The sequence below is a fragment of the Brevibacillus brevis genome, from assembly GCF_022026395.1.
In the GTDB taxonomy this organism is placed as follows: Bacteria; Bacillota; Bacilli; order Brevibacillales; family Brevibacillaceae; genus Brevibacillus.
Genome location: NZ_CP041767.1, coordinates 4,771,268 through 4,794,590, shown reverse-complemented (window position 1 = coordinate 4,794,590; position 23,323 = coordinate 4,771,268). Strand labels below are relative to the sequence as shown.

The window sequence follows — 23,323 nt, the reverse complement described above, 5'->3', positions numbered from 1 at the left end:
GGGTAAAGCAATGGATGAGAAATGGACACGCCTGGTACATAACATGCACCCTTCAGCCAAGCTCCTTCGTGCATGGGAGCTAAAAGGGGGGATTTCTGCACAGGTCACCGCGCTTGAAATGGATACCCCTGACGGCAAAAAGAAAAAAGTAGTCGTCCGCGAGCACGGTCAGGCTGACCGCAAGCGCAACCCGCAGATCGCATCGGATGAATTCAAACTTTTGCAAATTCTAAAGTCCGCTGGCTTGCCGACTCCAACGCCTTATCATCTCGAAGCATCTAGCGAGATTTTTCCCACACCGTGCCTGGTCATCGAATTCATAGAAGGCCAGACAGTCACCAATCCAGCCGACTTGTTCAGCTATTTACAGCAAGTAGCTGAGGTACTGGCTCGCATCCATTCGATAGAAGCTTCTAGGCTGGCAGGCACTTATTTGCCGAAACAAGAAGAAGCGCTAACAGAAAAGCTCCACAAAAGACCTGCGATTCTGGACAAATCATTGGATGAGGGACTCATTCGCGAAGTGCTGGAGTCCGTTTGGCCGCTGCCCCAAGCGAATGCAGCATCACTTTTGCATGGCGATTTCTGGCCGGGAAATACGATGTGGAAGGAAGAAAAACTGGCTGCTGTCATCGATTGGGAAGACGCTGCGATCGGCGACCCCTTGTCTGATCTCGGCAATGCCAGATTGGAGATTTTGTGGGCATTTGGCGTGGAGGCTATGAATGATTTTACCCTTCACTATCAATCTGCCAGCAAGACACTCGATTACACCCAGCTTCCGTATTGGGATTTGTGTGCCGCACTGCGGCCAGCTTCGAATCTATCTGATTGGGGATTGGAAAAAAGGATAGAGAAAACCATGCGTGAGCGACATGCTCTATTCGTGATGCAGGCGTGTGAAAAACTAGGCATTCCGTATAACCGACATGCAACTAACTTGAGCCTCGAATAATCGGGGCTTTTTTTGTTTGGAAAAAAATGTTGACTTGATCAGGTGTAGATACCTATAATCTAATTCATAGTAAACAGGTAAGAATTATAAGGTATATTTTTTGATCCGACCGGACCACCGGAGGAGCTGGTTTCACTGAGTGAGTGGATATGAAGGAGGATCACCATGAAAAAAAGGCTTTCGCAAATCATTTCAACTTTGCTGCTAGGGACGCTACTGGTCACAGGTTGCAGTTCCGAGGGCAGTGCGCCGGCTACCTCGACACAAACGGCGACTCCGTCGACAGAAGCATCAGCACCTGCTGCCAGCAAGGTGCAAGACATAAAAGACGGCATCAATTTGGCTACGGATTTATCCAAGCTGCCGGAAGCAGCCGCCAAGAGGACCGATACCTTCATTGCTGGCCTGACGGAGCCAGGCGGCGTGTTTAACCCGTTTTTTTACCACAACGGCTACGATGGCAACGTCACCTCAGCGATTTTCGAATCACTGGTCGATGTCGATGCGACAGGAAAGCCAGTACCCAAGCTCGCGGAAAAATGGGACGTATCTCCTGACCAGCTCACGTATACATTCCACCTGAGACCGAATCTGAAATTCAGCGATGGTTCACCGCTGACGGCAGAGGATGTAGCCTTTACACTGACGATTCTGCACGACAAAACGTACGACGGCGAAACGGATATTTTCGTAGCAAGTATCAAGGGTGGTCGTGAATACAAGGAAGGCAAAGCGAACACGATCGAAGGGATCAAGGTGATTGATCCACAGACGATCCAGATCACGACGGAGAAAGTGAACGCCAAGTCTCTCGTCCTGTTAGGCGGGCAGGTGCTCTCCAAGGCGTACTACGGCAAGGAGTACAAACCAGGCGATCTGGAGTATCTCCGCACCTTGCACGGCAAGCCATTGGGAGCTGGACCTTACAAATTTGAGGCGTACATTCCTGGTCAAGAAGTCCGCTATCTCGCAAACGAGCACTATTACGCGGGCAAGCCGCAAGTCGAGCATTTTATCTACAAGACGACAGAGGGCGACGCTCTGCAGTTTATCCAGACAGGGGAAATGGATTACAACTCTTTTACCGTCAACTCGGATAATATTGAGCAGTTGCAAGAGCTGGGATACGTGAATATCAATCTGTACACCTCCAGTGCCTATTCGTACATCAAGTTCAATCATTCCAAGCCCTTTTTTAAAGACAAGCGCGTCCGCCAAGCCTTCATCTACGGACTGGATCGCCAAAAGATTCTGGACCTGACCTATCAAGGCTACGCGCAAGTCGCCAACGTACCGATTAGCCCTGTTTCGTGGGCCTATACGGAGGATGTCAATCCGTACGCCTACAATCCGGAAAAGGCGAAGCAGCTCCTGGATGAAGCGGGCTGGAAGCCGGGCGCCGATGGTATCCGCGAGAAAGACGGACAAAAGCTGATCGTGCATTACTACACGACAAAAGGAAAGCTGGGAGAAGTTCTGATCCCGATTGCCAAAGAAAACTACAAAGAGCTGGGCATCCAGTTTGAAGCAGAAATGATGGACTACAACGCCGTTTTGGCACGGACGGAAAAAGGCGATCACGACCTCGCTTCGTTCTCGACCACGATGCTGATCGATCCAGATGACGGTGTAGACGCCTTCTCCACGAAAAAGGGCAAGAGCGGATTTACCGGAACGAACGGCTACTCCAATGCCAAAGTAGACGAATTGCTGGAAGCAGGTCTATCTACGCTGGACATCGAGAAGCGCAAAGCAATCTACAAAGACCTGTACAAAGAGTTGAGCGATGACCCACCATACATCTTCCTCGGCTACCGCAAAATTTTGTCTGCGCACAACGGCAAGATCAAGGGCTTGGAACCGAATCCGTTCACCGGTATTTCGACCAGCCTGCCTGGTATCAGAATTGAGTAACAGGTTCGAGTAACTGATTTACGAATGTTGTGCCCGGCCCTGGGGCTGGGCTTTCTTTTTTCCCCAAGCATGAAAGGAGGCCAACGATGACGTCCTACTTCCTGAAAAGGGTCTTTTACATGGCGTTGACTCTCTTCGGCGCATCCATTTTGATTTTTTTCCTGTATGCCCTAACGCCAGGTGATTTCGTCGATACGAGTCCCAAGCTGACAGCCGAACGAAAGCTGGAGCTGAAAGCGATGTACGGGCTGGATAAGCCTGTCGTCGAACGGTATTTCATTTGGATGAAAAACGCCATACAAGGCGATTTTGGTTACTCTCTGCAATACCAGCAGCCGGTGATGTCGCTGTTGAACGATTACATCTGGAATTCGTTTTTACTGGCGATTACCTCCACTTTTTTTACGTGGGTAATCGCGATCTCAATCGGAGTTCTGTCAGCTGCAAGGCAGCATTCCTGGTTCGATGCGCTCGTGACGATCGGTGTTTTTGCTGCGATGTCGCTGCCTGTCTTTTTCGTTGGACTGCTGTTTATCAAGTTGTTTGCCGTCGACGCCAAGCTGTTTCCCGCAGGGGGCATGATGATGATCGGCAGCAAGGAAACAGGGCTCGCCTATGCGTGGGACGTGGTTCAGCATATGTTTTTGCCTGTGACTGTTTTGACTTTGCTGAGCGTGGGGACGCTGACTCGCTATTTCCGCACGAATATGCTGGAGGTCATCCAACAAGACTTCGTGCGTACGGCTCGGGCAAAAGGGCTGAAGGAAAAAGTCGTCCTGCACAAGCACGCGCTGCGCAATGCGCTCCTGCCCGCCATTACACTGTTAGGCTTTGAGCTGCCAGCATTGTTCGGTGGGGCGATCATCACGGAAAAAATATTTAACTGGCCCGGTGTCGGACAGTTGTACATGCAGGCGTTTTCTGTACGGGACTACCCGCTTTTGATGGGCTTTACGATGTTCCTGGCGATTCTCACCGTCATCGGAAACTTATCTGCTGATTTGCTGTACAGAGTGGCTGACCCGCGGGTTCGGTTGAAATAGGAGGGAAAACGATGGCATCAACGGTAAGTGAAGTAGCGGAGGTGACGAGACCGGAGCAGGTAGCGTTGCGTTCGTCCTTGTGGCACGAGGCGTTTTTGCGATTGAAAAAGAAGCGTCTGGCCATGGTTGGACTTGTGTTTTTACTCGTCATGGCAGTGATGTGTTTCATCGGTCCGTTTTTTTCTCCGTACGCCTCCGGCAAGATCAATACGGCCATGATCAACAAGCCGCCGAGCTTCGCCCATTGGCTTGGGACGGACAGTTTGGGCAGAGACATTTTGACGCGGTTGATGCAGGCTGGCCGAATCTCATTGACAGTCGGCATCGCCTCTATGGTGCTCTCCGTTTCCATTGGCGCCCTTCTTGGTGCGCTGGCTGGCTTTTACCGCGGGTGGGTCGATCAAGTGATCATGCGTGTAGCAGACGTGCTCATGACCATTCCTGGTCTGCCGCTCTTGTTTATTATGGGCGCAGTCCTCTCCGAGTGGAAAATCCCGACCGACTACCGCATTTACATCGTCATGGTCATGCTGAGTTTGATCGGCTGGCCCGGCTTGGCGCGAATGGTCCGCAGCCAGATGCTCACCCTGCGTGAAAGTGAATTCATGCAAGCAGCAGAAGTCCTCGGTCTGCGCGACAGACGCAAGCTATTCTTCCATTTGCTGCCCAATCTCACACCGCTCTTGATTGTCGTTGCCACTTTGAATGTCGGTGGTGCGATCCTGAGCGAATCCGTATTATCGTACTTCGGCCTCGGAGTCGTCCCGCCAACGCCGACATGGGGCAACATGATGGATGCGGCAAATACCTTGATCGATTTTCAGAAAAGACCGTGGCTGTGGGTTCCTCCTGGAATTGCTATTTTTGCTACTGTCATCTCGATTAATTTGCTAGGGGATGGACTGCGGGATGCTTTGGACCCGAAGCAGAAGCGTTGAGGGGTTCTTTTGAATTGTTTTTACCTTCTTGAACTTACTTTCAAGAGGATAGCTAAAGCAGCGCAAGGGGAAGTGATTTCCAGTCCAAGCGCCTCTGGAGCCCGCCCCAGCGTAGGAAAAAATGGCGGGGAATTTCAGCTTTTATTACATACAAAAACGCCTGCGCGTTTTCGGGTTTGAAGCGCGTTCCGAAGCGGACAGTCATGACCCCATTGCGGGGCGTAGGCCGAAGCGTAGACTGGAAATCACTTCTCCCTCTCCACTACAGCTCCTTCAAATACACGAAAAGGCAGGTGAGCCAAGCATGAATGCTCTAGTCGAAATCCAAAATCTAAGCACCAACTTCAAGTCCGAACAAGGCGTGGTCAAAGCAGTCGATGCCCTCGATCTGCGCATCTATGAAGGAGAGACCGTATGCATCGTAGGCGAGTCAGGCTGCGGCAAAAGCGCGGCAGCCATGTCATTGATGGGACTAATCCCAGAGGCGGTAGGCAGTATCGTTTCGGGTGAGATATGGTTTGCAGGCCGTGACCTGCGAAAAGTCAGCAAAGAAGAAATGCGCAAGCTCCGCGGCAATGAGCTGGCCATGATTTTTCAGGAGCCGATGTCGTCACTCAATCCCGTACTGACCATCGGTGAGCAGATCATGGAGCCGATCATGGAGCATCAGGGATTAAGCAAAAAAGCAGCCCAAGCGCGAGCCATCGAGCTGATCGAGCTGGTCGGAATCCCCCGGGCAAAAGAAATCGCCAAATCGTACCCCCATGAATTGAGCGGTGGCATGCTGCAGCGCATTATGATTGCCATTGCAATATCCTGCAATCCCCGCCTGCTGATCGCCGATGAGCCGACGACTGCTTTGGATGTGACCATTCAGGCGCAAATCCTCGATCTGCTGCGCAAAATCAAGGATGAAGCCCAAACTGCGATTCTTTTTATCACGCACGATCTGGGGGTCGTAGCGGAAATGGCCGATCATGTCGTCGTGATGTACGCAGGGAAAGTGGTAGAGGTGTCTCCTGTCGTCGAGCTGTTCGAGGAGCCGAAGCACCCGTATACACAAGGCTTGCTTCGATCCAAGCCTGTGCTGAATCAACGCAGAGCCAAGCTGTATTCCATCCCTGGTCAAGTACCAAATCCGACGACGCTCGGTGAATCGTGCTATTTTCTTGACCGATGCGATCAATGCTTGAACATTTGCCGGGTGAAGCAGCCACCTTTGCGTGATGGGGGAGACGGCAGAAAGGTCGCGTGCTGGCTGTATGAGGAGGAGATCACCTGTGGACAGTAATTTGCTGGAAGTGCGCCGATTGAAAAAATATTACCCGATTACCGGAGGGCTTTTAGGCAGGACGATCGGCCATGTGAAAGCAGTGGATGACGTCAGCTTTTCCATCCAAAAAGGAGAGACGTTCGGATTGGTCGGTGAATCCGGCAGCGGGAAAAGCACGACAGGTCGCACGATCTTGCGCCTTTTGGAAAAAACAGAGGGAGAAGTCCGCTTCCAGGGTATCGATGTGCACGCCTTGAATCGCCAAGAGCTCCGAGCTTTGCGCCCCCGGATGCAATATATTTTTCAAGACCCGTACAGCTCATTGAATCCGCGCGTCCGAATCGGAGAAGCACTGGGTGAAGCGCTGCTTGATCACGGGCTGCTCCCACAAGCGGAGGTCAGAGAAAGAGTCTTAGAGGTCATGGCTTTATGTGGATTGGCATCGTATCATGTCGATCGGTATCCGCATGAATTCTCGGGTGGTCAACGTCAACGGATTGGTATCGCACGGGCCATTATGATGAACCCTGATTTTATCGTCGCGGATGAGCCAGTATCTGCTCTGGATGTGTCAATCCAAGCGCAAATTATCAATTTGTTCGCAGAGTTGCAGGAGCAAAGGAAGCTGACGTACTTATTTATTTCGCATGATTTGAGCGTCGTGGAGCATCTGTGCACGAGGATTGGGGTCATGTATCTGGGGTCATTGCTGGAGCTGGCACCTCGGGATGAATTGTTTTTGGAGCCGCTCCATCCGTACACCAAAGCATTGCTCTCCTCTGTGCCGCTTCCGATCCCAAAGAAAAAGCGCGAACGCATCGTCCTGCAGGGAGACATGCCAAGTCCAGCGAATCCTCCGGCAGGGTGCAAATTCCACACGCGCTGCCCGTATGTGAAAGACATTTGCCGACAGGAAGTGCCTGCTTTCCGCGAAGTCAGTACCGACAGATTTGTCGCCTGTCACTTGGTGTAACGGGAAACAATGGAGGGAATGAAGAATTACGCGGGGCATTGACCGATGACAGAATTGTATGGTAATATTTTCATATCAGAGTAAATGCATCGGTTTTTATGTGATTAGCTGATCGGTCGACCGAAAGCTCCCGCGAGGACAAAGACAACCAAGCTGTCTAGTTGCGCAGGGAGCTTTTCGTCAATCGAAGGAAAATGAGGTGAGAGACCTCTTGATGCCCAAACTGTTTGACATTGACAGCAATCGGGCTCAAGAGGTATTATCAGATTAAAAAACATACTAAATAGGTAGGAATAATATACATTAAATTTGATGAAACAGGAGTGTGATCCCCATGGCAAAGAATGAGATTCCCCTGGACGATCTCTTATTAGAGAAAATCGCACGCGCACTGGACGGTTTGGAATACGGCTCCATACATATTGTGGTTCACGATTCACAGGTCGTTCAGATTGAGCGAACGGAAAAATACAGACTCCCGGCGGAAAAACCTGAGGCAAAGATTTCGCAAGCGCGCACCGGAAAATAGAAGAAAAGGCGTGGAAAAAAGCGAGGAGGAAGGACTATGGCAGGCGTTCTTGTGGTAGGAGGAGATCGGGTAGGAGAAATCGAGAGCTTGTTGCAGAACAAAGGGTTCCACAATGTCTATCACGTATCTGGTCGCAAAAAATCCGATGTGAAGGCGACGATTCCTTCTGATACGGAACTTGTTCTTGTCTTTATTAACTTCGTGAGTCACAGCTTGTGTAAAAATATAAAGAAGCTGGCGAAGCAAAAGCACGTCCCGATCGTTTTTTGCCGACGGTCATGTGATGCGGTAGCTATGTATGAACCAGCAATAAGCTAGAGAGGACAGCCCCATATGCGCGAATGAATAGAAGTATTCAAGGATGAATACTTCTTTTTTGCGTGACAGAGACTACTGGTAGAAACTTGTCGGACCGACCCGGGTAAATGTATTCAGCAGGGAATAAAATCAACTAAAGAACAACGGAAAATACGAATGGCATAAAATTTGCAGAATATTTATTCAATAATTAGATATCCGACTCAAACAGGGGGTACAGCATGAAAAGACCAGTTGTCATGACAAGTCTCTTCGTTTTGCTTAGTGGACTATTTGCAGGCTGTAGCAGCGGCAATACGCCGACTCAAACCGCACCAGACAACCAGCAGCAAACCGCGCCAGCGCAGCGGGCAACTATGCAGACTGCGGCCGAGCAGACGTTGCACATGAATGCCGCAGAGCCCGAAACACTTGATTCAGGCATGTCCAACGATGTGATTTCCGGTGCTTTCATCCGTTCGCTGTACGACGGGCTCGTTCGTTTGGACAAGGATGGCAAGCCAGTCAATTCCGTTGCCTCCGACATTCAAGTATCGGAGAACAAAAAGGTGTACACCTTTACATTGCGCGACAGCAAGTGGAGCAATGGCGACCCGGTTACGGCTCAAGACTTCGCCTACGGCTGGATGCGTGTACTCAATCCGAAGACAGCCAGCGGGTCCGCCTACAAGTATTATCCGATCAAAAATGCCCGTGCCTTTTATGAAGGGAAGGCGAAAGCGGAGGATGTCGGCATCAAGGTCGTCAATGACAAGACCCTGCAAGTCACCTTGGAAAACCCGACTCCATACTTCCTGACACTTGCGACCTTCTACTATCCGGTCAACCAAAAGGTAGTAGAAGCCAATCCCGATTGGGCGAAAAAGCCCGAGTCCATCGTGACCAATGGGCCGTTCAAGCTCGTAAATTGGGAGCATAAAAACAAGATTGAGCTGGTCAAAAACGAGCACTATTGGGACAAAGACGTTGTGAAGTTTAACGAAATCGAGTTTTCCATGATAGAAGATACGAATACCGAGCTGGAGCTATTCAATAGCGGCGAGCTGGATTGGGCTGGCGGCCCGATTAGCGGTCTGCCTGCAGATGCCATTGGACCGTTGCGCGATGAAGGCAAGCTGCAAACCATGAAACGTGCCACCAACTACTATCTCTTGTTCCAGACACAGAAGCCGCCATTTACGAATAGCAAAATCCGCAAAGCGTTTGCCTACGCGATCAACCGCAGTGACATCGCAGAAAACATCGGTCAAGCCGGACAGACTCCCTTGATGGGCTTCGTCCCGCTTTCCGCTTCTCTAAAGCCGGAAGGATATTTCAAGGATAACGATGTGGAGACGGCGAAACAGTTATTGGCAGAAGGAATGAGGGAGCTTGGTATCGCCAAGCTGCCCGAAATCACCTATCTTTACAATACCTCCGACCTCAACAAGAAGATTGCCGAAGCATTGCAGGCTCAATGGAAGCAAGCTCTCGGTGTGGACGTCAAGCTGATCAACAAAGAATTGAAGGTCATGTTTGACGATCAGGAGCAAGGGAAGTACATGATTTCCCGAACAGGCTGGACGGGAGATTACAACGACTCTGTCAACTTCCTGGAGCTGATGATGGAGAAGTACAGCTCCAATAACTCTACCTTCTGGTTTAGCGAGAAATACGTAGAGCTGGTGAAAAAGGCGTACGCCGAGCCGGACGAGGCCAAACGCAATCAGTATCTGGTCGAAGCGGAGAGCATCTTGATGGAAGAAATGCCGGTCACTGGTGTGTATTCCAGCGTCAATTCATGGGTACAAAATGAAAAAGTAAAAGGCATCACGGTCGATCCATTGGGCTACATCGACTTCAAGTGGGGATACAAAGAACAATAGCGCTAAAAAGAAATGGCCGACACGAAAATACATGTGTGGGCCGTTTCGCGAGATGGGGGAGGAATTTTGATGACATGGCAACAAGCGGTAGAAAACGTATTGAAGGAAGCGCCCGGTATTTTTGGAATCGCAGCTGTGCATTTGGAAACGGGAGAGACAGCAGGACATCTGGAGGAAGAGTTGTTTCAACTGGCGAGTGCATTCAAAATCCCGATCATGGTCACCTTGATGCGCGAGGTGGAAGCAGGACGAATCCGCCTCGATCAGCGTGTGACACTGAAATGGGAGGATCGCGTCCCAGGGTCGGGCATTTTGCAAGAGCTGGATGCCGGAGCGGCTTTAACGGTCAAAGACTTGGCGACACTGATGACGATTGTCAGCGATAACTATGCGACAGACCAAATTCTCGAGCTGATCGGCGGCATCGACAAGGTGAATGAGCACATGCATGAGCTGGGGCTTTCGCAGATTCATTTGCGGCATAATTGCTGGGAGCTCCTCAACCATTGTGTGGGTATGAATGAGCCTGCACCATCGGAGGCAGGGTTCGATGAGTTCATGCGACGGGAAGAGTCAGGCAATTACGAATTGATCCACGATGTCTCGATGCCTACGCTTGATAATAACGTAGCGACACCTGCCGAGCTGAACCGCCTGCTCGTTCTGATTGCGCGAAAACAAATTCTCACGGAAGCCTCCTGCGAGCTAATGCTGGACATCATGCGACGTCAGCATTACAACAGCCGTCTGCCGTACATGCTGCCAGAAGGAACAAAGGTCGCACATAAGACCGGGACCGTCAATGCTGTCGTCAATGATGCTGGCATCATTTATTTGCCCGAAGGAAAAGGAATGATTGCGATCACGGCACTATCACGCGGTGTGACTGACAAAGAAGCCGCAGAGCATACCATCGCCCGTGTTGCAAAAGCGATTTATGAGCAAGCGATAGGGAGTTGATGAAAATGACGGCATGGAAGGAACAGTTCCAGGCGTATGCACAGCAGCTGCTGGACGAGGCGAATGCTCCGGGTGCAGCTATAGCTGTTGCACGTGAAGGTGAGCTTTTGTACGAGGGGACGTTCGGGTTTCGTGACAGAGAACAGCAACAGCCCCTTTCCCTCGACACCGTTTTTGGCATCGCATCCATCACCAAATCGTTTACCTGCGTTGCGATCATGCAGTTGCAGGAGGCAGGCAAGCTGTCTGTTCATGATCCCGTCGTGAAATATTTGCCTGAGTTTCGGGCGGGCGATCACGAACTGACAGCACGCATGACGATCCATCATTTCATGACACATACGCCCGGAATAGCGCCCATGCCTTACTTAGATGGTGCAATGAGGCGGAGTATGGAGAATGATCCTGCTGTCATTGGAACCAAGGCAGAGGAAGAACTAAAGACAGTGCCTTACCTGGATACGTACGAAGAAGTCATGGAAGCCATTGCTGGATTCGAAGGGAAGCCACTCTCAGAGCCAGGGGGTGCCTTTAGCTACAACAACGATGCATACGGGCTTTTGGGGGCGATCATTGAACGGGTCAGCAACCAGACGTATGAGCAATACATGGCGACGCATATTTTGCAGCCACTGGGTATGAATAGAACCGTTTTTTCTGTGGATGAGTTGGCTGACCAGGCTGACGTCACGATCTTGTATACCAACAAAAAAATTGATGACGAAAATTAAATCATTGCAGCACCCATCTGGCACGATGCTCCACCGATGCGGGCGGCCGGTTTCCTCAAATCGACTGTGAATGATCTACTCGCTTATTTGGAAGTCTTTCGTTTGGGGGCAACGGGAAACCCGACAACTATTTTGTCTGCCGATAGCGTCCGGCAAATGCTCACCCCCTTTGCTCGTGTGGACGGGCATCGCTCCTACGGCTATGGTCTGATGGTCTCGCCTGCCTTTCCGGATGGCTTGCTGGTAGAGCATGGCGGATCGTTGAAGGGAATCTGCTCGCACATTTTTTCGGTTCCGGCTCAAGGGATTACGGGCGTGATTCTGGTCAATCTCGATGGCGTGAGCGTCCGAGAGTTGGTCCTCGGCTTTTTGAACAGTTATTTTGCAAGGCCCGCTGAAGCCCCGGTTTATGCCTATGATCCATACGAGGTCACAGATGAGCAGTTATCATTGTACGAGGGTCGCTACTCTTCGCAGGAATGGGTAAGCGCATCGATTGCCAAAAGCGAAGGGAAGCTATTCCTGGAGGTGGATGGTCTCTCGTTTCCGCTGATCCCGGTACAAAAAGACAGCTTCATTTTCCAAAAAAGAGACTCCATCCCCTGGATTGAATTTTTCCGGGATGAAGACGGGCAAATAGCGAGGATGAGCTACGGATTGCGTCAATTGACGAGGGAATCGACAAAATCACCAGACTAAACAAATAAAAAAGGATAGGAATCCGATGGGTTCTTATCCTTTTTCGTTTCAATCACAGCCGCTTTGGTCTTTGTTTTGCTTTCTATGCCCGATTCGAGCCATAATAGAGACAATACATACAGGATGTGATTACGCTTGCAGATCATTGTTTTTGACCTTGAAACGACACTGACATATCAGAGAGACAAGATTCCGGAAATTATTGAGATCGGAGCGGCAAAAGTCGTGCCCGGAAAAAATGGCGTGGAGGTCGACACATTTCAGCGCTATACCTTTCCAGCCATTGAACGCAGAATCTCGGAGAGAACGCGCAAGTTCATCGGTCTCGATAAAGAGAACATGCCAACCTTTATCCCGTTTCGCCGGGCGTTCGCAGAATTTATGAAGTGGATCGGCAACGATTCTGAATACTACCTGTGCACATGGGGGCAAGACGACAAGCGGCTGATGATCGAGCATTGTGCGCGGTTCGGTTTGGACTTCAACTGGATGCGCAATTACAATGACATCCAACCGCCAATTAGCATGCTTTTGGCTGATCGCAAACAGATGAGTCTAAAAGAAGCGATCGACACGGCAGGAATCATCCAGGAGGGCAGGCTGCACTCGGCCTTGGTCGATGCCATCCACACAGCTCATTTGCTCATGAAATACAACAAGACGGTGCACCTCAAAGAAAACACGCCAGTGGAGAACTACAACTTGTCGAGCTCGTTGTACATTACGTGCCGGTCTTGCAAAAAAAGCAAATATTACACGGCTTTTGGGCGAAAAAGCAGAAGGTGCGAGGCTTGCCTGCAACATCGCAAGAAGCTGGAAAATGCCGCAGAAGCAGCAACCGTCCAACAGAGCTAGCGGGAGAGAGACTTTGCGTAATCCGCTCATAAAAAAATGCCGCAGGGACTAGACCCAAGCGGCATTTTTCATTGTGACCGATAATAACTATACTCCGAGCAGGAGCAGGATAATAGACGTCAGACTAAAGCAAACACTGATCAAGCACAGGAAGGTGACGACCTGCTTTGGATTGAGTCCAGAACGCAGCAGGCGATAATGAACCTGACTGGCATCTGCTTGGTAGATCGGCTTTCCTTGCAGGAAGCGCTTGGTCACCACAAACAGATTATCAAAAATCGGTACACCGAGTGCTAAAATCGGAATGAACAAGGAGAGAACAGTTGCCTGCTTAAAAGCACCATCCAACGCGATAACCGCCAAGATAAAGCCGAGGAAGGTCGCGCCTGCATCTCCCATGAAAATTTTGGCCGGCGGTTTGTTGTACCGCAGATAAGCCAAGGCAACACCGATCAGACTGATCGCCATAATGGCAGAGGTGCTTTGTCCTTTTACCAAAGCGACCACGAAGAGCGTGCCGGCGGAGATGGCGGAAAGCCCTCCAGCCAAACCGTCCATGCCATCCGAAAAGTTGATGACCGTCGTTACTCCGAAAATCCACAGGATGGTCAGGATGAACTGCAACCATTGCGGGAGCAAGATGTATTCGCCACTCAACGGATTGTAAAAGCCGGAAAAAGTAATACCCGACAAGTAGACAATCACGGCGGCAGATACTTGGACGATCAGCTTGGGCAGGGCGGAAAAATCCTTGCCTTGCGTCTTGTACCAGTCATCAATGGTACCGATAATCAACAGCAGTAGTGAACCTGACAGTACAGCGATCGTTTGCCCGGTCGATTCTTTCGAGAAGAGCAAAAACGATGCAGCAAAGCCGACAAAAATAGCGTAGCTGGCTGTCAATGGGATAGGCTCCCGGTGAATTTTTCTTTCCACGTCTTTACGTGGCTTGTCCACAAAATCAAGGCGAAATGCCAATTTAGCCAGAGGCGGAATCAGCACCATAACGATACAAAACGACAGTAAAAACGAAAGAGCGTACGTTATCGTGACCATCTCCTACAGGTAGTGAGCTTTCTATATGCAAAGATACTCGCATACCGTGTTGTTTGACAAGTCTATTATAGGAAGTATTCCAAATTTTGTCGACTCTTGCAATCACGTGAGGGTGAGGTACCAAAAAAAGTTGGTACTTATCTCCAACAGATCCGATCCCTATAATCCTTCGTAGGAGGGATCCAAATGGAATACATGGCATTATGGTTTATATTAGGGATCATCTTTTCCATAACACTCGCAGCGAAACAGATTAAGCCTTGGCTGAAATTCGTTATATTCGGTTACTACCTCGTGCTATCTTACCTATTTATCTCTCGTAAAGAACAGATATATAGTGAATATCATCGGCTGCCCGTGCCGGAGCAGTTCTGGAAAACCAACTCGGATTGGGTGGGACTCATGCTCGGTTTTTATTTTGTCCCATTTCTCCTCCTCCTGTTGTTCATCTACTTTTGGCTGTTTCGAGATGCCAACAGTGTGAAGAAACGGTTTTTCATTTCTCTAACCATTGTACCCGCGGCGATTATCTATCTATGCTTGCTGTTTGTTTTCAGTATGTACGGATATCGACCTTAAAAACCTAGAGTGCAGTTACAAGCGGACGGTTAACAGGCGTCCGTTTTTCTGTTTAAATAGTATGAAAAGTTTCCAATGCGAGGAGGTTCTTATGAAGGGATCCAAATTGAAGTCTGGGCAAAATGTCATCATTCGATCAGCGGAGCTGGCAGATGCTGAAGCCTTGGTTGCGTTCATACATTGCGTATCAGGAGAGACGGATAATTTGTCATTTGGACCGCAAGAATGGACAGTCACCCCTGATGAGCAAAAAGAAAACATCAAAAGATGTCTGGAAGCTCACAATCAACTTTGTTTGATTGCAGAGGTTGACGGGAGAATTGTAGGGAACATGACATTTCGAGGGGGTATCCGATCGCGGACGCAGCATGTAGGTGAATTTGGGATTAGCGTCTTGAAAGAATTTTGGGGATCAGGGGTTGGGAGACTTCTACTCGAATCCTTGCTGGAATGGGCCAAGCAATCAAAAGTCATACGAAAAATCAATCTGAAAGTCCGTTCAGACAACGATTCTGCTATTCATTTGTACAAAAAGCTGGGCTTCAAGGAAATGGGTACGTTGACGAGAGAATTTTTGATTGGGGATACATTCTACGATTGTCTCTACATGGGCATCGAAATAGACTGAGGAACAGACCGTCAGGATTTTGGACCTGACGGATTTTTTGATGGGGAAAATACTGATTATTCAAACAAGTGGAAAGGGGCCATCATGAAAAGGAAAGTCTCGACGCTTTTTTTAAACGGAACACTGCGTGCGAAGATTCTCACGCTTTTTCTCTGCTTGATCGCAATCCCGTTGAGCTTGCAAGGGGTCATCACGTACAGCAAGTTTACGGCTTCAACGGAATTGAGAACGGCTGAATACACGGGGCAGATTGTGGGGCAGATCAACCGCAACCTGGAGCGCAATATACGGGAGATGAAGCGTTTATCACTCATGCCGCTCTACGATCCGGAAGTCCTGTCCATTTTAAAAGAAATTCAGACAAATACGTCGGCTACTTCTTTTCTCTCCATGGAAAAAAGGGAGAAGATGACGCTGTTTATCTCCAGTCTTTCCTATAGCCGACCGGAAGTAAAAGGTATTCAAATCATCGCGGGAAATGGCATGATTTTTTCCAATCTGGACCCCTCTGTCATGAAGAGCAAGGGAGATTTGGCGGAAGAGGGATGGTATTCGCGCGTGATCAAGGAACAGGGAGCAGCCGTCATTATTCCACAGCATCGACCCAGCTATTATTTGGATGCCTCTGGGGAGCGCTATATGTCAGTGGCTCGGTTATTGCGTGAGCCGTATACGAAAGTACCGCTTGGAATCATGAAAATCGATATGAAAATGGACATGTTTGACCAGATCTTGTCTGATATGCCTTTTACCAAGGATGGGAGCTTGATCATCGTCAACGAGGGAAACGAGCTGTTTTATGAAAAGAGGGAGAGCGAAGGCTCGCCGGGTTATCGTACTTTGCTGCAAGAAACCCCTACGATCAATCGTGGGGATGCGAATCAGAAGGTGATTCAGGGACAGCCATATCTCTTCGTGGATCATCAATCAAAAGAGACGGGGCTTGTGGTGATTAGTCTGATTCCGCTCGATATCCTGCTCGCAGAATCCAATAGCTTGCGCAGTTTTACGATGTTGATTGCGGCGATGTTTTTGCTCGTCGCTGGCGGACTTGCGATTTATTTTTCCTATTCACTCAGCAAGCCGCTCGTTCAGTTGAAAGAGAAAATGATGCAAGTAAAGCGGGGAAACTTCCATGAACGAGTTCCTGTCGCTTCCCAAGACGAGCTCGGGAAGCTGAGCGAGCAATTTAATCAGATGGTCGAGGAAATCAACCGCCTTGTCAATGAGGTGTATCTTAGCAGCTTGCGTGAGCGGGAGGCGGAGCTGGCGGCCTTGCAGAGTCAGATCAATCCGCATTTTATTTACAACACACTCGAATCGATCAATATGATGGCGATCCGCTCGGGTAATTACGATGTGTCCGATATGGTTGCTTCGCTCGGAAAACTCATGCGCTATACGGTCGCGCGAGAGGATGGGCAGGTTACGCTGACGCAAGAACTGATGTCGTTAGAATCCTACGTCCGTATTCAAAAGATTCGTCTGGGAGAGCGCCTTCAGGTGTTTATGGACGTAGAAGAGAGCCTGTCGGATCAGCGTATCCCGAAGCTGCTGCTACAGCCATTGCTTGAAAATGCGATTGCACACGGGATTGAGCATCAGGAACAGGGAGGGACGATATGGCTCACGTCGCTTTGTCAGGAGGGTGTGATGCAGATTAGTGTGAGAGACAATGGCAAGGGAATGTCCGAGCAAACTTTGAGTCGTCTGCTCGCAAGTCTGCGTACGCCTATGCAGCAGCATGAGATGACAGGAAACGCACACAATGGGACAGCCTTGCGAAACATTTCCCAGCGGCTGACCTTATTGTTCGGGGATGAGTATGGGCTAACGATTGTGAGCAGACCGGATCAGGGCACGGAAATTACGATGAAGATTCCACTCGATTTTCAGAAGGGAGAATCACGCCATGTACAAAGTATTGCTGGTGGAAGATGAACGAATGATTCGGGAAGGCTTGAGAACGTTAATTGAAAAAGGAACATCTGGTTTTGCCGTCATGGCAGAAGCGGAAAATGGAAAGGACGCCTTGCAATATCTGCGCACGGAAATGCCTGATTTGGTTGTGACAGATATCCGCATGCGGGAAGTGGATGGCTTGGCGCTGATCGGGAAAATTCGGGAGATGTACGAGGAGCTGCCCATTGTGATTATTAGTGGCTATGGTGATTTTCACTACGCACAGAAAGCATTGAAGTACAAAGTCTCCGACTACCTTTTGAAGCCTATTGATCGAGTAGAACTGGTGAGCACGCTCGCAAAAATCAGGGAGGTGCTGGATCGTAAAAAGAAAGTCCGGGAAGAACAAAACACCGTCGACGGCAGCCATAGAGAAGAAAGACAAATCATTCGCAAGGTAAAAGCATTCATTCACGATCATTTGGACGGCGATCTGAGACTCCAAACACTAGCGGAATGTGTTCATTTGAATCCGATTTATTTGAGTCAATTGTTCAAGACCGAGACGGGGGAAAATGTCTCTGACTACATCACGCAGGTGAGGATGAACCGTGCCAAGCAGCTTTTACACGAGACGAGCCTGAAGGTATATGATATCGCGCGCTTAGTGGGGTATCAGAGCGCGAAGCATTTCATGCTGGTATTTAAAAAGGAAGTCGGGATGACACCTGGGAGCTACCGAGATCTCGTCGGCAGTAAAGATCTTTAAATCTCATACCAAATCTAAATCCTGCATGATTTATCTTACTATTCACTCAATTTTATACTGGTGACAGGGAAAACAGATAAGGAGGTACGCCATGAAAAAGGCAATCCTGTTGGCATTGTCTACTGCTTTGACAGCGTTTACATTTGGGTGCAGCAACACCGCGACGACTCCCGGTGACTCCGCAACGGGCAAGAAAGAAGCAGTCGAGCTTACGTTTTTGACATGGGGCAACCAAGCCCACTTGGACCTGTATACGAAGCTCTCTGAAAAATTTACGCAACAAAACCCGACCATCAAGGTGAAGCTGGAATCTGTGCCATTCCCCGATTACCAGCAAAAGGTGACGGTGCTGGCTGCTGGTCAGGAGCTGCCTGACATCGGTTGGGTGTCTGAGCGAATGGTGCCGCAGTTTATGGAGAATGGGATATTGGAAGATGTCTCGGATGTAAAGAACGACGCTGCATTTAAGCTGGATGACTTTATCCCGTCGACGCTTGAGTTGTTCCAAAAAGACGACAAATTGTACGGACTGCCGTTTTCTACCCCACCTACCGTGATGTTCTACAACAAAGACTTGTTTGACAAGGCTGGCTTGAAATCGCCGAACGACCTAGCGAAGGAAGGAAAATGGACGTGGGAGGAATTCGAAAAGTCAGCGCAGGCGATCTCGAGCGGAACCGGGGCGAGCAAAATCTACGGGGCCAACTTCTTCCGCGATTGGAAAACGTGGATCATTCTGTCTTCCTATTCATGGTCAAATGGCAGCGGCCCGTTCAACAAAGAGATGAATCAGTTTACGTGGAATGACCAATACGGAGTGGAGACACTCAGCATGCTCCAACGGATGATGTTTACAGATGGGTCACATCCGAAGGCAGGTGAACAGGTCAGCTTTGAATCAGGCAAAATTGGCATGTTCTTTGATGTGTACAGCTACGTTTCGAAGGCGCGGACGATCAAGGATTTCAAGTGGGACATTGCTCCGATGCCAGCGGGTTCACAAGGCTCGGCACCGATGCTCGGTCAGGCAGGGTATTCGATTTTCAAAGGAACCAAGCATTTGGAGGAGACCAAGCTGTTCCTCAAGTTCCTCGCGAGTGAGCAGGGTGTCCAGGAGACCTCGACTTACTTTGTCCCGCCGCGCTTGTCTGTATTGAATTCCGATCCGTTCTTGATTGTTCCAGGCAACCCTGACCCTGCACACATCAAGCAGGCCGTTATCGATGAAATGCCTAAGGCACATCTGCAACCAGGCCATGTGGACTGGCAAAAAATCGACACGACAATCCTGGCTGGTTTTGATCAATTATTTGGTCAAACGGCACAGCCTGCGGATATCGTGAAGTCGCTGGAAGAGAAAGTTAATCCGATCATGAAAAAGTAAGCAAGCTCGTCACAACGGTCTGGGATACAGGCCGTTGTGAATTGACAGGGAGGTTACGATGAATCGTTTTCGACAGGCACTGGAAGAGAAGCCGTTTCTGCTCATGGTCAGTCTCCCGCATAACGATGAGACCTTGGCCAGAGCTGCGATAGAGGAAGGCGCAGATGGCTTGAAGATGCATATCAATGTGTACCATCGTGCCAGTGGCAACCGGTTCGGGCCTCTGGCTGAATATACGGACTTTCTCCAAAAGATACGCAGCCAGTTCGCAGGGCCGATTGGCATTGTTCCTGGCGGGTCAATGGAGGAGCTCAATCCCGAGGAAATCAGGCAGTTCGATTCACTGGGAATCGACTTCATCTCCATCTATGGTCATCATTTGCCAGCGTCCCTTTTGAAAATAGAAGGAGTGGCGAGTACGTTTGCCATTGATGATCAGTTCGATTTGAACCGATTGGAAGCCGTGAAGCATTTTTCCATGACCGCATTAGAGGCGTCGATTATTCCGGGGAACGAGTATGGTACGGGGCTTACGTTTGCCGATCTACTCGCCTATCGGTATATCGTAGAGAAGGCAGGCATCCCCATCATCGTCCCGACACAGCGAAAAATTGTGGCGGAGGATGTGGAAGCTCTACGTGAAACGGGGGTTCGCGTCCTGTTAGCTGGAGCGATGGCGATCGGGAGAACCGAGGATGAAATACGCCGTTCCATCCATGCATTGCGGAATGCGATAGACAACTAAGGAGGGATCGTATGGAGAGCAAGTTGAATGTCCCGCTCTCTCCTGACAAGAGAACACGTGGAACAAGAAAAAAATCCTTCAACCGAGAAGCGAATCTGGCAGGATGGCTGTTTGTCGGCCCAATGGTTATCGGGTTTGTGGTGCTGTTGTTAGGCCCGCTTTTACTCGCGCTGTACATGAGCTTTACGGATTGGCCATTACTGGGGGAAGCCGAATTTATTGGGCTGGAAAATTACAGAGTGATTTTTCAAGATGCCGAATTTTGGACGGTCGTGGGCAATACATTTGCGTTCTCGGCTGGACTGGTCCCCTTAAACATCGTGTTGGCGTTGGGGTTGGCCTTACTGCTCGTGCGCAAGCTGCCGGGGATCGGGATATTCCGCACAGCGATTTTTGTGCCAGTCATGACATCGCTGATCGTCTGGGCAATTGTGTGGAAGTATTTGTTTGCGACAGACACGGGGTTTATCAATCAGATCTTGCAGATGTTTGGGATTACAGGCCCTTCATGGCTGTACAATCCAAAGCTGGCGATGCCGGTGGTGATCGTGACGAGTGTCCTGAAAAATGTGGGCTTGAACATGGTTCTGTTCATCGCTGCTTTGCAGCAGGTGCCTGTTCACTTATACGAGGCGGCCCGCATTGATGGAGCCAGTCGGACGCGCCAATTGTTTCAGATTACGATCCCGATGATTAGTCCGACGGTTTTTTTAACCACGTTGTTGACGATCATCGGCTCGCTCAAGGTGTTTGGGCAGATTTACGTCATGACCCAAGGGGGGCCTGATAACAGTACAAAGGTGCTTGTCTATTACATATGGGAGCGTGCCTTCAAAAACTTTGAATTCGGCTATGCGTCTGCACTTGCCTTTGTGCTTTTCTTTATCATTTTAGTATTTACGCTCTTGCAGTGGCAGTTTAGAAAAAGGTGGGTGTTCCATGAAGAGTAATCGCCACAGATTACAAGCGGGCAAGTTATTGGGGATTGGCAGTCACTATGTCGCGTTAGGAGCAATCTCCCTACTGATGCTGGTGCCTTTTTTGTGGATGCTTTCTACATCATTAAAAGAGCCGGCCAAAATATTCGTCTTTCCGCCAGAGTTTATCCCTTCGTCGATTCGCTTGGAGAACTACACAGAGGTTTTGGCGAATACGCCGTTTCATCTGTTCTATTGGAACAGCCTGTACATTGCGATTCTGGTCACGGTTGGAACGGTTTTATTTTCATCGATTGCAGGCTATGCGTTTGCCAGAATCCCGTTTCGGGGACGTAATATCGTCTTTCTGGTGCTGCTGTCGACAATGATGATCCCGCATGAAGTGACGTCGATTCCAATGTTTTTGTTCATGCGCATGCTTGGATTTATCAATACGCATGTACCGCTAATTGTCCTTCCCATTTTCGGGGCAGGCGGAATTTTTGGTGTGTTCGTCATGCGCCAGTTTTTCCTCGGGATTCCAAAGGAACTGGAGGAGGCGGCAATGATTGATGGCTGCTCGCGTTGGCGGATTTATTGGAGCATCATGCTGCCACTGGCGAAGCCAGCCATCGCAACGCTGACGATTTTTACGTTTTTGACGAGCTGGAACGAGTTTTATGATCCGCTCATTTTCATCAACGACAGAGAGCTGATGACGCTGCCGCTCGCTTTGTCCTTGTTTACCGATGAAGTAGGGACAGCATGGCATCATTTGATGAGTGCATCCGTCATGGCAACCTTGCCGCTTTTGATTGTGTTCTTTTTCGCCCAAAAGCAGTTTATCGAGGGCGTATCGATGACGGGCCTCAAAGACTAGAGGAAGCATGGATGGGAAGGAAGTTCTACAAGGAGTGAGTGCAGATGAATCGAGTAGTGGAAGCAGATGTAGTCGTGGTAGGCGGGGGCCCGGCAGGAATTAGTGCCGCTCTTGCCAGCGGACGATTGGGAGCCAAGACAATCCTGATCGAGCGGTACGGCTTTCTCGGAGGGATGTCGACGATTGCGCTTGTTTATCCGTGGATGACGTTTCATACGGAAAAAGGCGAGCAAGTCATCAAAGGAATTGCACAGGAAATCGTCGACCGCTTGCAAGAAAAGGGGGGATCGCCTGGACATTTGCAGGATACGGTAGGATTCGTGAGCACAGTCACGCCGTATCATCCGGAAATTTACAAGCTGGTCGCTGTGGAAATGCTCAAGGAAGCGGGCGTCAAGCTGTTTGTCCACAGCTTTGTCGATCAGGTGAAGGTAGAAGGGACTGAGATTACTTCGGTTACGCTCACCAGCAAATCGGGCAAATACGAGATCAAGGCCAAGGTGTTCGTCGATGCGACAGGAGATGCAGATCTCGCTTATTTATCGGGAGCGCCGACGAGCAAAGGGCGAGATGCAGACGGGCTGACACAGCCGATGACCATGAAGTTCCGCATGCGCGGCGTCGATCTGGAGCAGGTGAAGCAGTACATGCTTGACCATCCAGATGAGTTTTATCATAAGACACCGTTTGCACAGCTGCCGTCCATTCCACTGACGGGTGTCCAAGGCTTTTATACGCATTGGAAGATGTCAGGTGTTCCGATTAATCGGGATCAAGTTCTGTTTTTCACAGGGCCTGAGAGCGATGAAGTTCTGATCAATTGCACGCGGGTGCAGGGGCTGGATGGAACAGATGTCGAGGATTTGACGGAAGCGGAGGAAGAAGGGAGACGTCAAGTTTTATTGATGTCTGAATTTTTAAAAAATAAAGTTCCTGGTTTCGCGAAAGCATCCGTCTCCGCAGTCGGAACGCAAATTGGCATCCGTGAGACACGCAGAATCGTCGGAGAGTACAGTTTGACGATCAAAGATGTGGTCGCGGGCAGGCGTTTTCCGGATGTCATCGCACGTAGCGGCTATCCGGTTGATATTCACGATCCTTCTGGCAAAGGCGTAGTGGCAGCAGATATTGAAGGGGAGGGCGCTTATGACATTCCGTATCGCTGTCTGATCCCTGCGTCCATTGACAACTTGCTTGCGGCGGGGCGTTGTATCTCTACGACCCATGAAGCGCTGGCGACGACCAGGCTTACCCCGAGCTGTATGGCGACAGGGCAAGCAGCAGGTACAGCAGCCGCTATCGCATTTCACGACAAGACCATTCCGCGTTTGATTCACGTGGGTAAATTACAGGAACAATTGCGTCTAGCGAATGCCGTCCTCGATTAAACCTTTTCATTTTGAAAGGAGA

The 23,323-nt window shown here is 49.7% G+C and carries 22 protein-coding genes and 1 pseudogene; 22 read left to right on the top strand and 1 reads right to left on the bottom strand.

What is annotated here, in order from left to right; translation table 11 throughout:
- Positions 1–10: 10 nt before the first annotated feature.
- The 13 genes and pseudogenes from FO446_RS22720 to FO446_RS22660 all read left to right on the top strand — a co-directional run bounded on the left by FO446_RS22720 (position 11) and on the right by FO446_RS22660 (position 13,053).
- Positions 11–955: a phosphotransferase family protein gene (locus FO446_RS22720; RefSeq protein ID WP_237899134.1), complete on the top strand. Its 945-nt coding sequence runs from the start codon at positions 11–13 to the stop codon at positions 953–955.
- A gap of 165 nt (positions 956–1,120) precedes the next feature.
- Positions 1,121–2,869: an ABC transporter substrate-binding protein gene (locus FO446_RS22715; RefSeq protein ID WP_173610180.1), complete on the top strand. Its 1,749-nt coding sequence runs from the start codon at positions 1,121–1,123 to the stop codon at positions 2,867–2,869.
- 86 nt (positions 2,870–2,955) lie between these two features.
- On the top strand, positions 2,956–3,912 hold the full coding sequence (locus FO446_RS22710; protein ID WP_237899130.1) for an ABC transporter permease: 957 nt from the start codon (positions 2,956–2,958) through the stop codon (positions 3,910–3,912).
- Positions 3,913–3,923: 11 nt separating this feature from the next.
- Positions 3,924–4,850 (top strand): oligopeptide ABC transporter permease, encoded by a 927-nt coding sequence (opp4C, locus tag FO446_RS22705; protein WP_173610182.1) that lies wholly within the window; start codon positions 3,924–3,926, stop codon positions 4,848–4,850.
- Between the two features lie 304 nt (positions 4,851–5,154).
- Positions 5,155–6,141, top strand: a complete 987-nt coding sequence (locus FO446_RS22700; RefSeq protein ID WP_221867972.1) for an ABC transporter ATP-binding protein — start codon at positions 5,155–5,157, stop codon at positions 6,139–6,141.
- The gene (locus FO446_RS22695) at positions 6,131–7,096 is read left to right on the top strand and encodes an ABC transporter ATP-binding protein (RefSeq protein WP_312027533.1); all 966 of its coding nucleotides are present in this window, start codon (positions 6,131–6,133) and stop codon (positions 7,094–7,096) included. Before FO446_RS22700 ends, FO446_RS22695 begins: the two co-directional genes overlap by 11 nt.
- A gap of 334 nt (positions 7,097–7,430) precedes the next feature.
- On the top strand, positions 7,431–7,625 hold the full coding sequence (locus FO446_RS22690) for a YezD family protein (protein ID WP_173610185.1): 195 nt from the start codon (positions 7,431–7,433) through the stop codon (positions 7,623–7,625).
- A gap of 36 nt (positions 7,626–7,661) precedes the next feature.
- On the top strand, positions 7,662–7,943 hold the full coding sequence (locus FO446_RS22685) for a DUF2325 domain-containing protein (protein WP_237899129.1): 282 nt from the start codon (positions 7,662–7,664) through the stop codon (positions 7,941–7,943).
- Between the two features lie 221 nt (positions 7,944–8,164).
- Complete coding sequence (locus tag FO446_RS22680) at positions 8,165–9,808, top strand: peptide ABC transporter substrate-binding protein (RefSeq protein ID WP_237899127.1); 1,644 nt, start codon at positions 8,165–8,167, stop codon at positions 9,806–9,808.
- Between the two features lie 69 nt (positions 9,809–9,877).
- Positions 9,878–10,768 carry a serine hydrolase gene (locus tag FO446_RS22675; RefSeq protein ID WP_173610188.1) on the top strand — a complete coding sequence of 297 codons (891 nt, stop codon included), beginning with the start codon at positions 9,878–9,880 and terminating at the stop codon, positions 10,766–10,768.
- A pseudogene (locus FO446_RS22670) lies at positions 10,768–11,826 on the top strand (serine hydrolase domain-containing protein); the annotation flags it as partial. The gene FO446_RS22675 and the pseudogene FO446_RS22670, both read left to right, overlap by 1 nt.
- Entirely contained in the window at positions 11,815–12,198 is a 384-nt protein-coding gene (locus tag FO446_RS29120) for a DUF3471 domain-containing protein (protein WP_237901084.1), read from the top strand. The pseudogene FO446_RS22670 and the gene FO446_RS29120, both read left to right, overlap by 12 nt.
- A gap of 135 nt (positions 12,199–12,333) precedes the next feature.
- Positions 12,334–13,053 (top strand): 3'-5' exonuclease, encoded by a 720-nt coding sequence (locus FO446_RS22660; RefSeq protein ID WP_173610190.1) that lies wholly within the window; start codon positions 12,334–12,336, stop codon positions 13,051–13,053.
- An 87-nt stretch (positions 13,054–13,140) separates the two neighbouring features.
- Here the strand turns inward: FO446_RS22660 and FO446_RS22655 are convergent, their stop codons facing one another.
- A complete protein-coding gene (locus FO446_RS22655) occupies positions 13,141–14,109 on the bottom strand; it encodes an MraY family glycosyltransferase (protein WP_047074138.1) in 969 nt (322 codons plus the stop codon).
- Between the two features lie 186 nt (positions 14,110–14,295).
- On the opposite strand from FO446_RS22655, the gene FO446_RS22650 reads away from it, so the two are divergent.
- The 9 genes from FO446_RS22650 (at position 14,296) to FO446_RS22610 (ending at position 23,301) form a co-directional block, all read left to right on the top strand.
- Positions 14,296–14,688 carry a hypothetical protein gene (locus FO446_RS22650; RefSeq protein ID WP_173610192.1) on the top strand — a complete coding sequence of 131 codons (393 nt, stop codon included), beginning with the start codon at positions 14,296–14,298 and terminating at the stop codon, positions 14,686–14,688.
- Between the two features lie 91 nt (positions 14,689–14,779).
- On the top strand, positions 14,780–15,316 hold the full coding sequence (locus FO446_RS22645; protein WP_064203098.1) for a GNAT family N-acetyltransferase: 537 nt from the start codon (positions 14,780–14,782) through the stop codon (positions 15,314–15,316).
- Between the two features lie 84 nt (positions 15,317–15,400).
- Complete coding sequence (locus FO446_RS22640; protein WP_237899125.1) at positions 15,401–17,257, top strand: sensor histidine kinase; 1,857 nt, start codon at positions 15,401–15,403, stop codon at positions 17,255–17,257.
- Positions 17,229–17,987 (top strand): response regulator transcription factor, encoded by a 759-nt coding sequence (locus tag FO446_RS22635; protein ID WP_173610194.1) that lies wholly within the window; start codon positions 17,229–17,231, stop codon positions 17,985–17,987. Before FO446_RS22640 ends, FO446_RS22635 begins: the two co-directional genes overlap by 29 nt.
- A gap of 91 nt (positions 17,988–18,078) precedes the next feature.
- Positions 18,079–19,371, top strand: a complete 1,293-nt coding sequence (locus tag FO446_RS22630; RefSeq protein WP_232774621.1) for an ABC transporter substrate-binding protein — start codon at positions 18,079–18,081, stop codon at positions 19,369–19,371.
- Between the two features lie 58 nt (positions 19,372–19,429).
- Positions 19,430–20,116: a hypothetical protein gene (locus FO446_RS22625; protein ID WP_232774622.1), complete on the top strand. Its 687-nt coding sequence runs from the start codon at positions 19,430–19,432 to the stop codon at positions 20,114–20,116.
- Positions 20,117–20,127: 11 nt separating this feature from the next.
- Positions 20,128–21,066 carry a carbohydrate ABC transporter permease gene (locus tag FO446_RS22620; protein ID WP_232774623.1) on the top strand — a complete coding sequence of 313 codons (939 nt, stop codon included), beginning with the start codon at positions 20,128–20,130 and terminating at the stop codon, positions 21,064–21,066.
- Positions 21,056–21,913 carry a carbohydrate ABC transporter permease gene (locus tag FO446_RS22615; protein ID WP_173610198.1) on the top strand — a complete coding sequence of 286 codons (858 nt, stop codon included), beginning with the start codon at positions 21,056–21,058 and terminating at the stop codon, positions 21,911–21,913. The genes FO446_RS22620 and FO446_RS22615 overlap by 11 nt, the downstream gene beginning before the upstream one ends.
- Positions 21,914–21,957: 44 nt before the next feature.
- Positions 21,958–23,301 (top strand): FAD-dependent oxidoreductase, encoded by a 1,344-nt coding sequence (locus FO446_RS22610; RefSeq protein WP_232774625.1) that lies wholly within the window; start codon positions 21,958–21,960, stop codon positions 23,299–23,301.
- The last annotated feature ends 22 nt before the right edge of the window (positions 23,302–23,323 follow it).

Bases quoted from the DNA above. Each gene is read 5' to 3' on its own strand.
- FO446_RS22615 (WP_173610198.1), top strand. From the start codon at position 21,056: ATGAAGAGTAATCGCCACAGATTACAAGCGGGCAAGTTATTGGGGATT.
- opp4C (WP_173610182.1), top strand. From the start codon at position 3,924: ATGGCATCAACGGTAAGTGAAGTAGCGGAGGTGACGAGACCGGAGCAG.
- FO446_RS22700 (WP_221867972.1), top strand. From the start codon at position 5,155: ATGAATGCTCTAGTCGAAATCCAAAATCTAAGCACCAACTTCAAGTCC.
- FO446_RS22610 (WP_232774625.1), top strand. From the start codon at position 21,958: ATGAATCGAGTAGTGGAAGCAGATGTAGTCGTGGTAGGCGGGGGCCCG.
- FO446_RS22690 (WP_173610185.1), top strand. From the start codon at position 7,431: ATGGCAAAGAATGAGATTCCCCTGGACGATCTCTTATTAGAGAAAATC.
- FO446_RS22685 (WP_237899129.1), top strand. From the start codon at position 7,662: ATGGCAGGCGTTCTTGTGGTAGGAGGAGATCGGGTAGGAGAAATCGAG.
- FO446_RS22645 (WP_064203098.1), top strand. From the start codon at position 14,780: ATGAAGGGATCCAAATTGAAGTCTGGGCAAAATGTCATCATTCGATCA.
- FO446_RS22715 (WP_173610180.1), top strand. From the start codon at position 1,121: ATGAAAAAAAGGCTTTCGCAAATCATTTCAACTTTGCTGCTAGGGACG.
- FO446_RS22620 (WP_232774623.1), top strand. From the start codon at position 20,128: ATGGAGAGCAAGTTGAATGTCCCGCTCTCTCCTGACAAGAGAACACGT.
- FO446_RS22650 (WP_173610192.1), top strand. From the start codon at position 14,296: ATGGAATACATGGCATTATGGTTTATATTAGGGATCATCTTTTCCATA.
- FO446_RS22720 (WP_237899134.1), top strand. From the start codon at position 11: ATGGATGAGAAATGGACACGCCTGGTACATAACATGCACCCTTCAGCC.
- FO446_RS22680 (WP_237899127.1), top strand. From the start codon at position 8,165: ATGAAAAGACCAGTTGTCATGACAAGTCTCTTCGTTTTGCTTAGTGGA.
- FO446_RS22675 (WP_173610188.1), top strand. From the start codon at position 9,878: ATGACATGGCAACAAGCGGTAGAAAACGTATTGAAGGAAGCGCCCGGT.
- FO446_RS22640 (WP_237899125.1), top strand. From the start codon at position 15,401: ATGAAAAGGAAAGTCTCGACGCTTTTTTTAAACGGAACACTGCGTGCG.
- FO446_RS22635 (WP_173610194.1), top strand. From the start codon at position 17,229: ATGTACAAAGTATTGCTGGTGGAAGATGAACGAATGATTCGGGAAGGC.
- FO446_RS22625 (WP_232774622.1), top strand. From the start codon at position 19,430: ATGAATCGTTTTCGACAGGCACTGGAAGAGAAGCCGTTTCTGCTCATG.
- FO446_RS22630 (WP_232774621.1), top strand. From the start codon at position 18,079: ATGAAAAAGGCAATCCTGTTGGCATTGTCTACTGCTTTGACAGCGTTT.
- FO446_RS22710 (WP_237899130.1), top strand. From the start codon at position 2,956: ATGACGTCCTACTTCCTGAAAAGGGTCTTTTACATGGCGTTGACTCTC.
- FO446_RS22655 (WP_047074138.1), bottom strand. From the start codon at position 14,109: ATGGTCACGATAACGTACGCTCTTTCGTTTTTACTGTCGTTTTGTATC.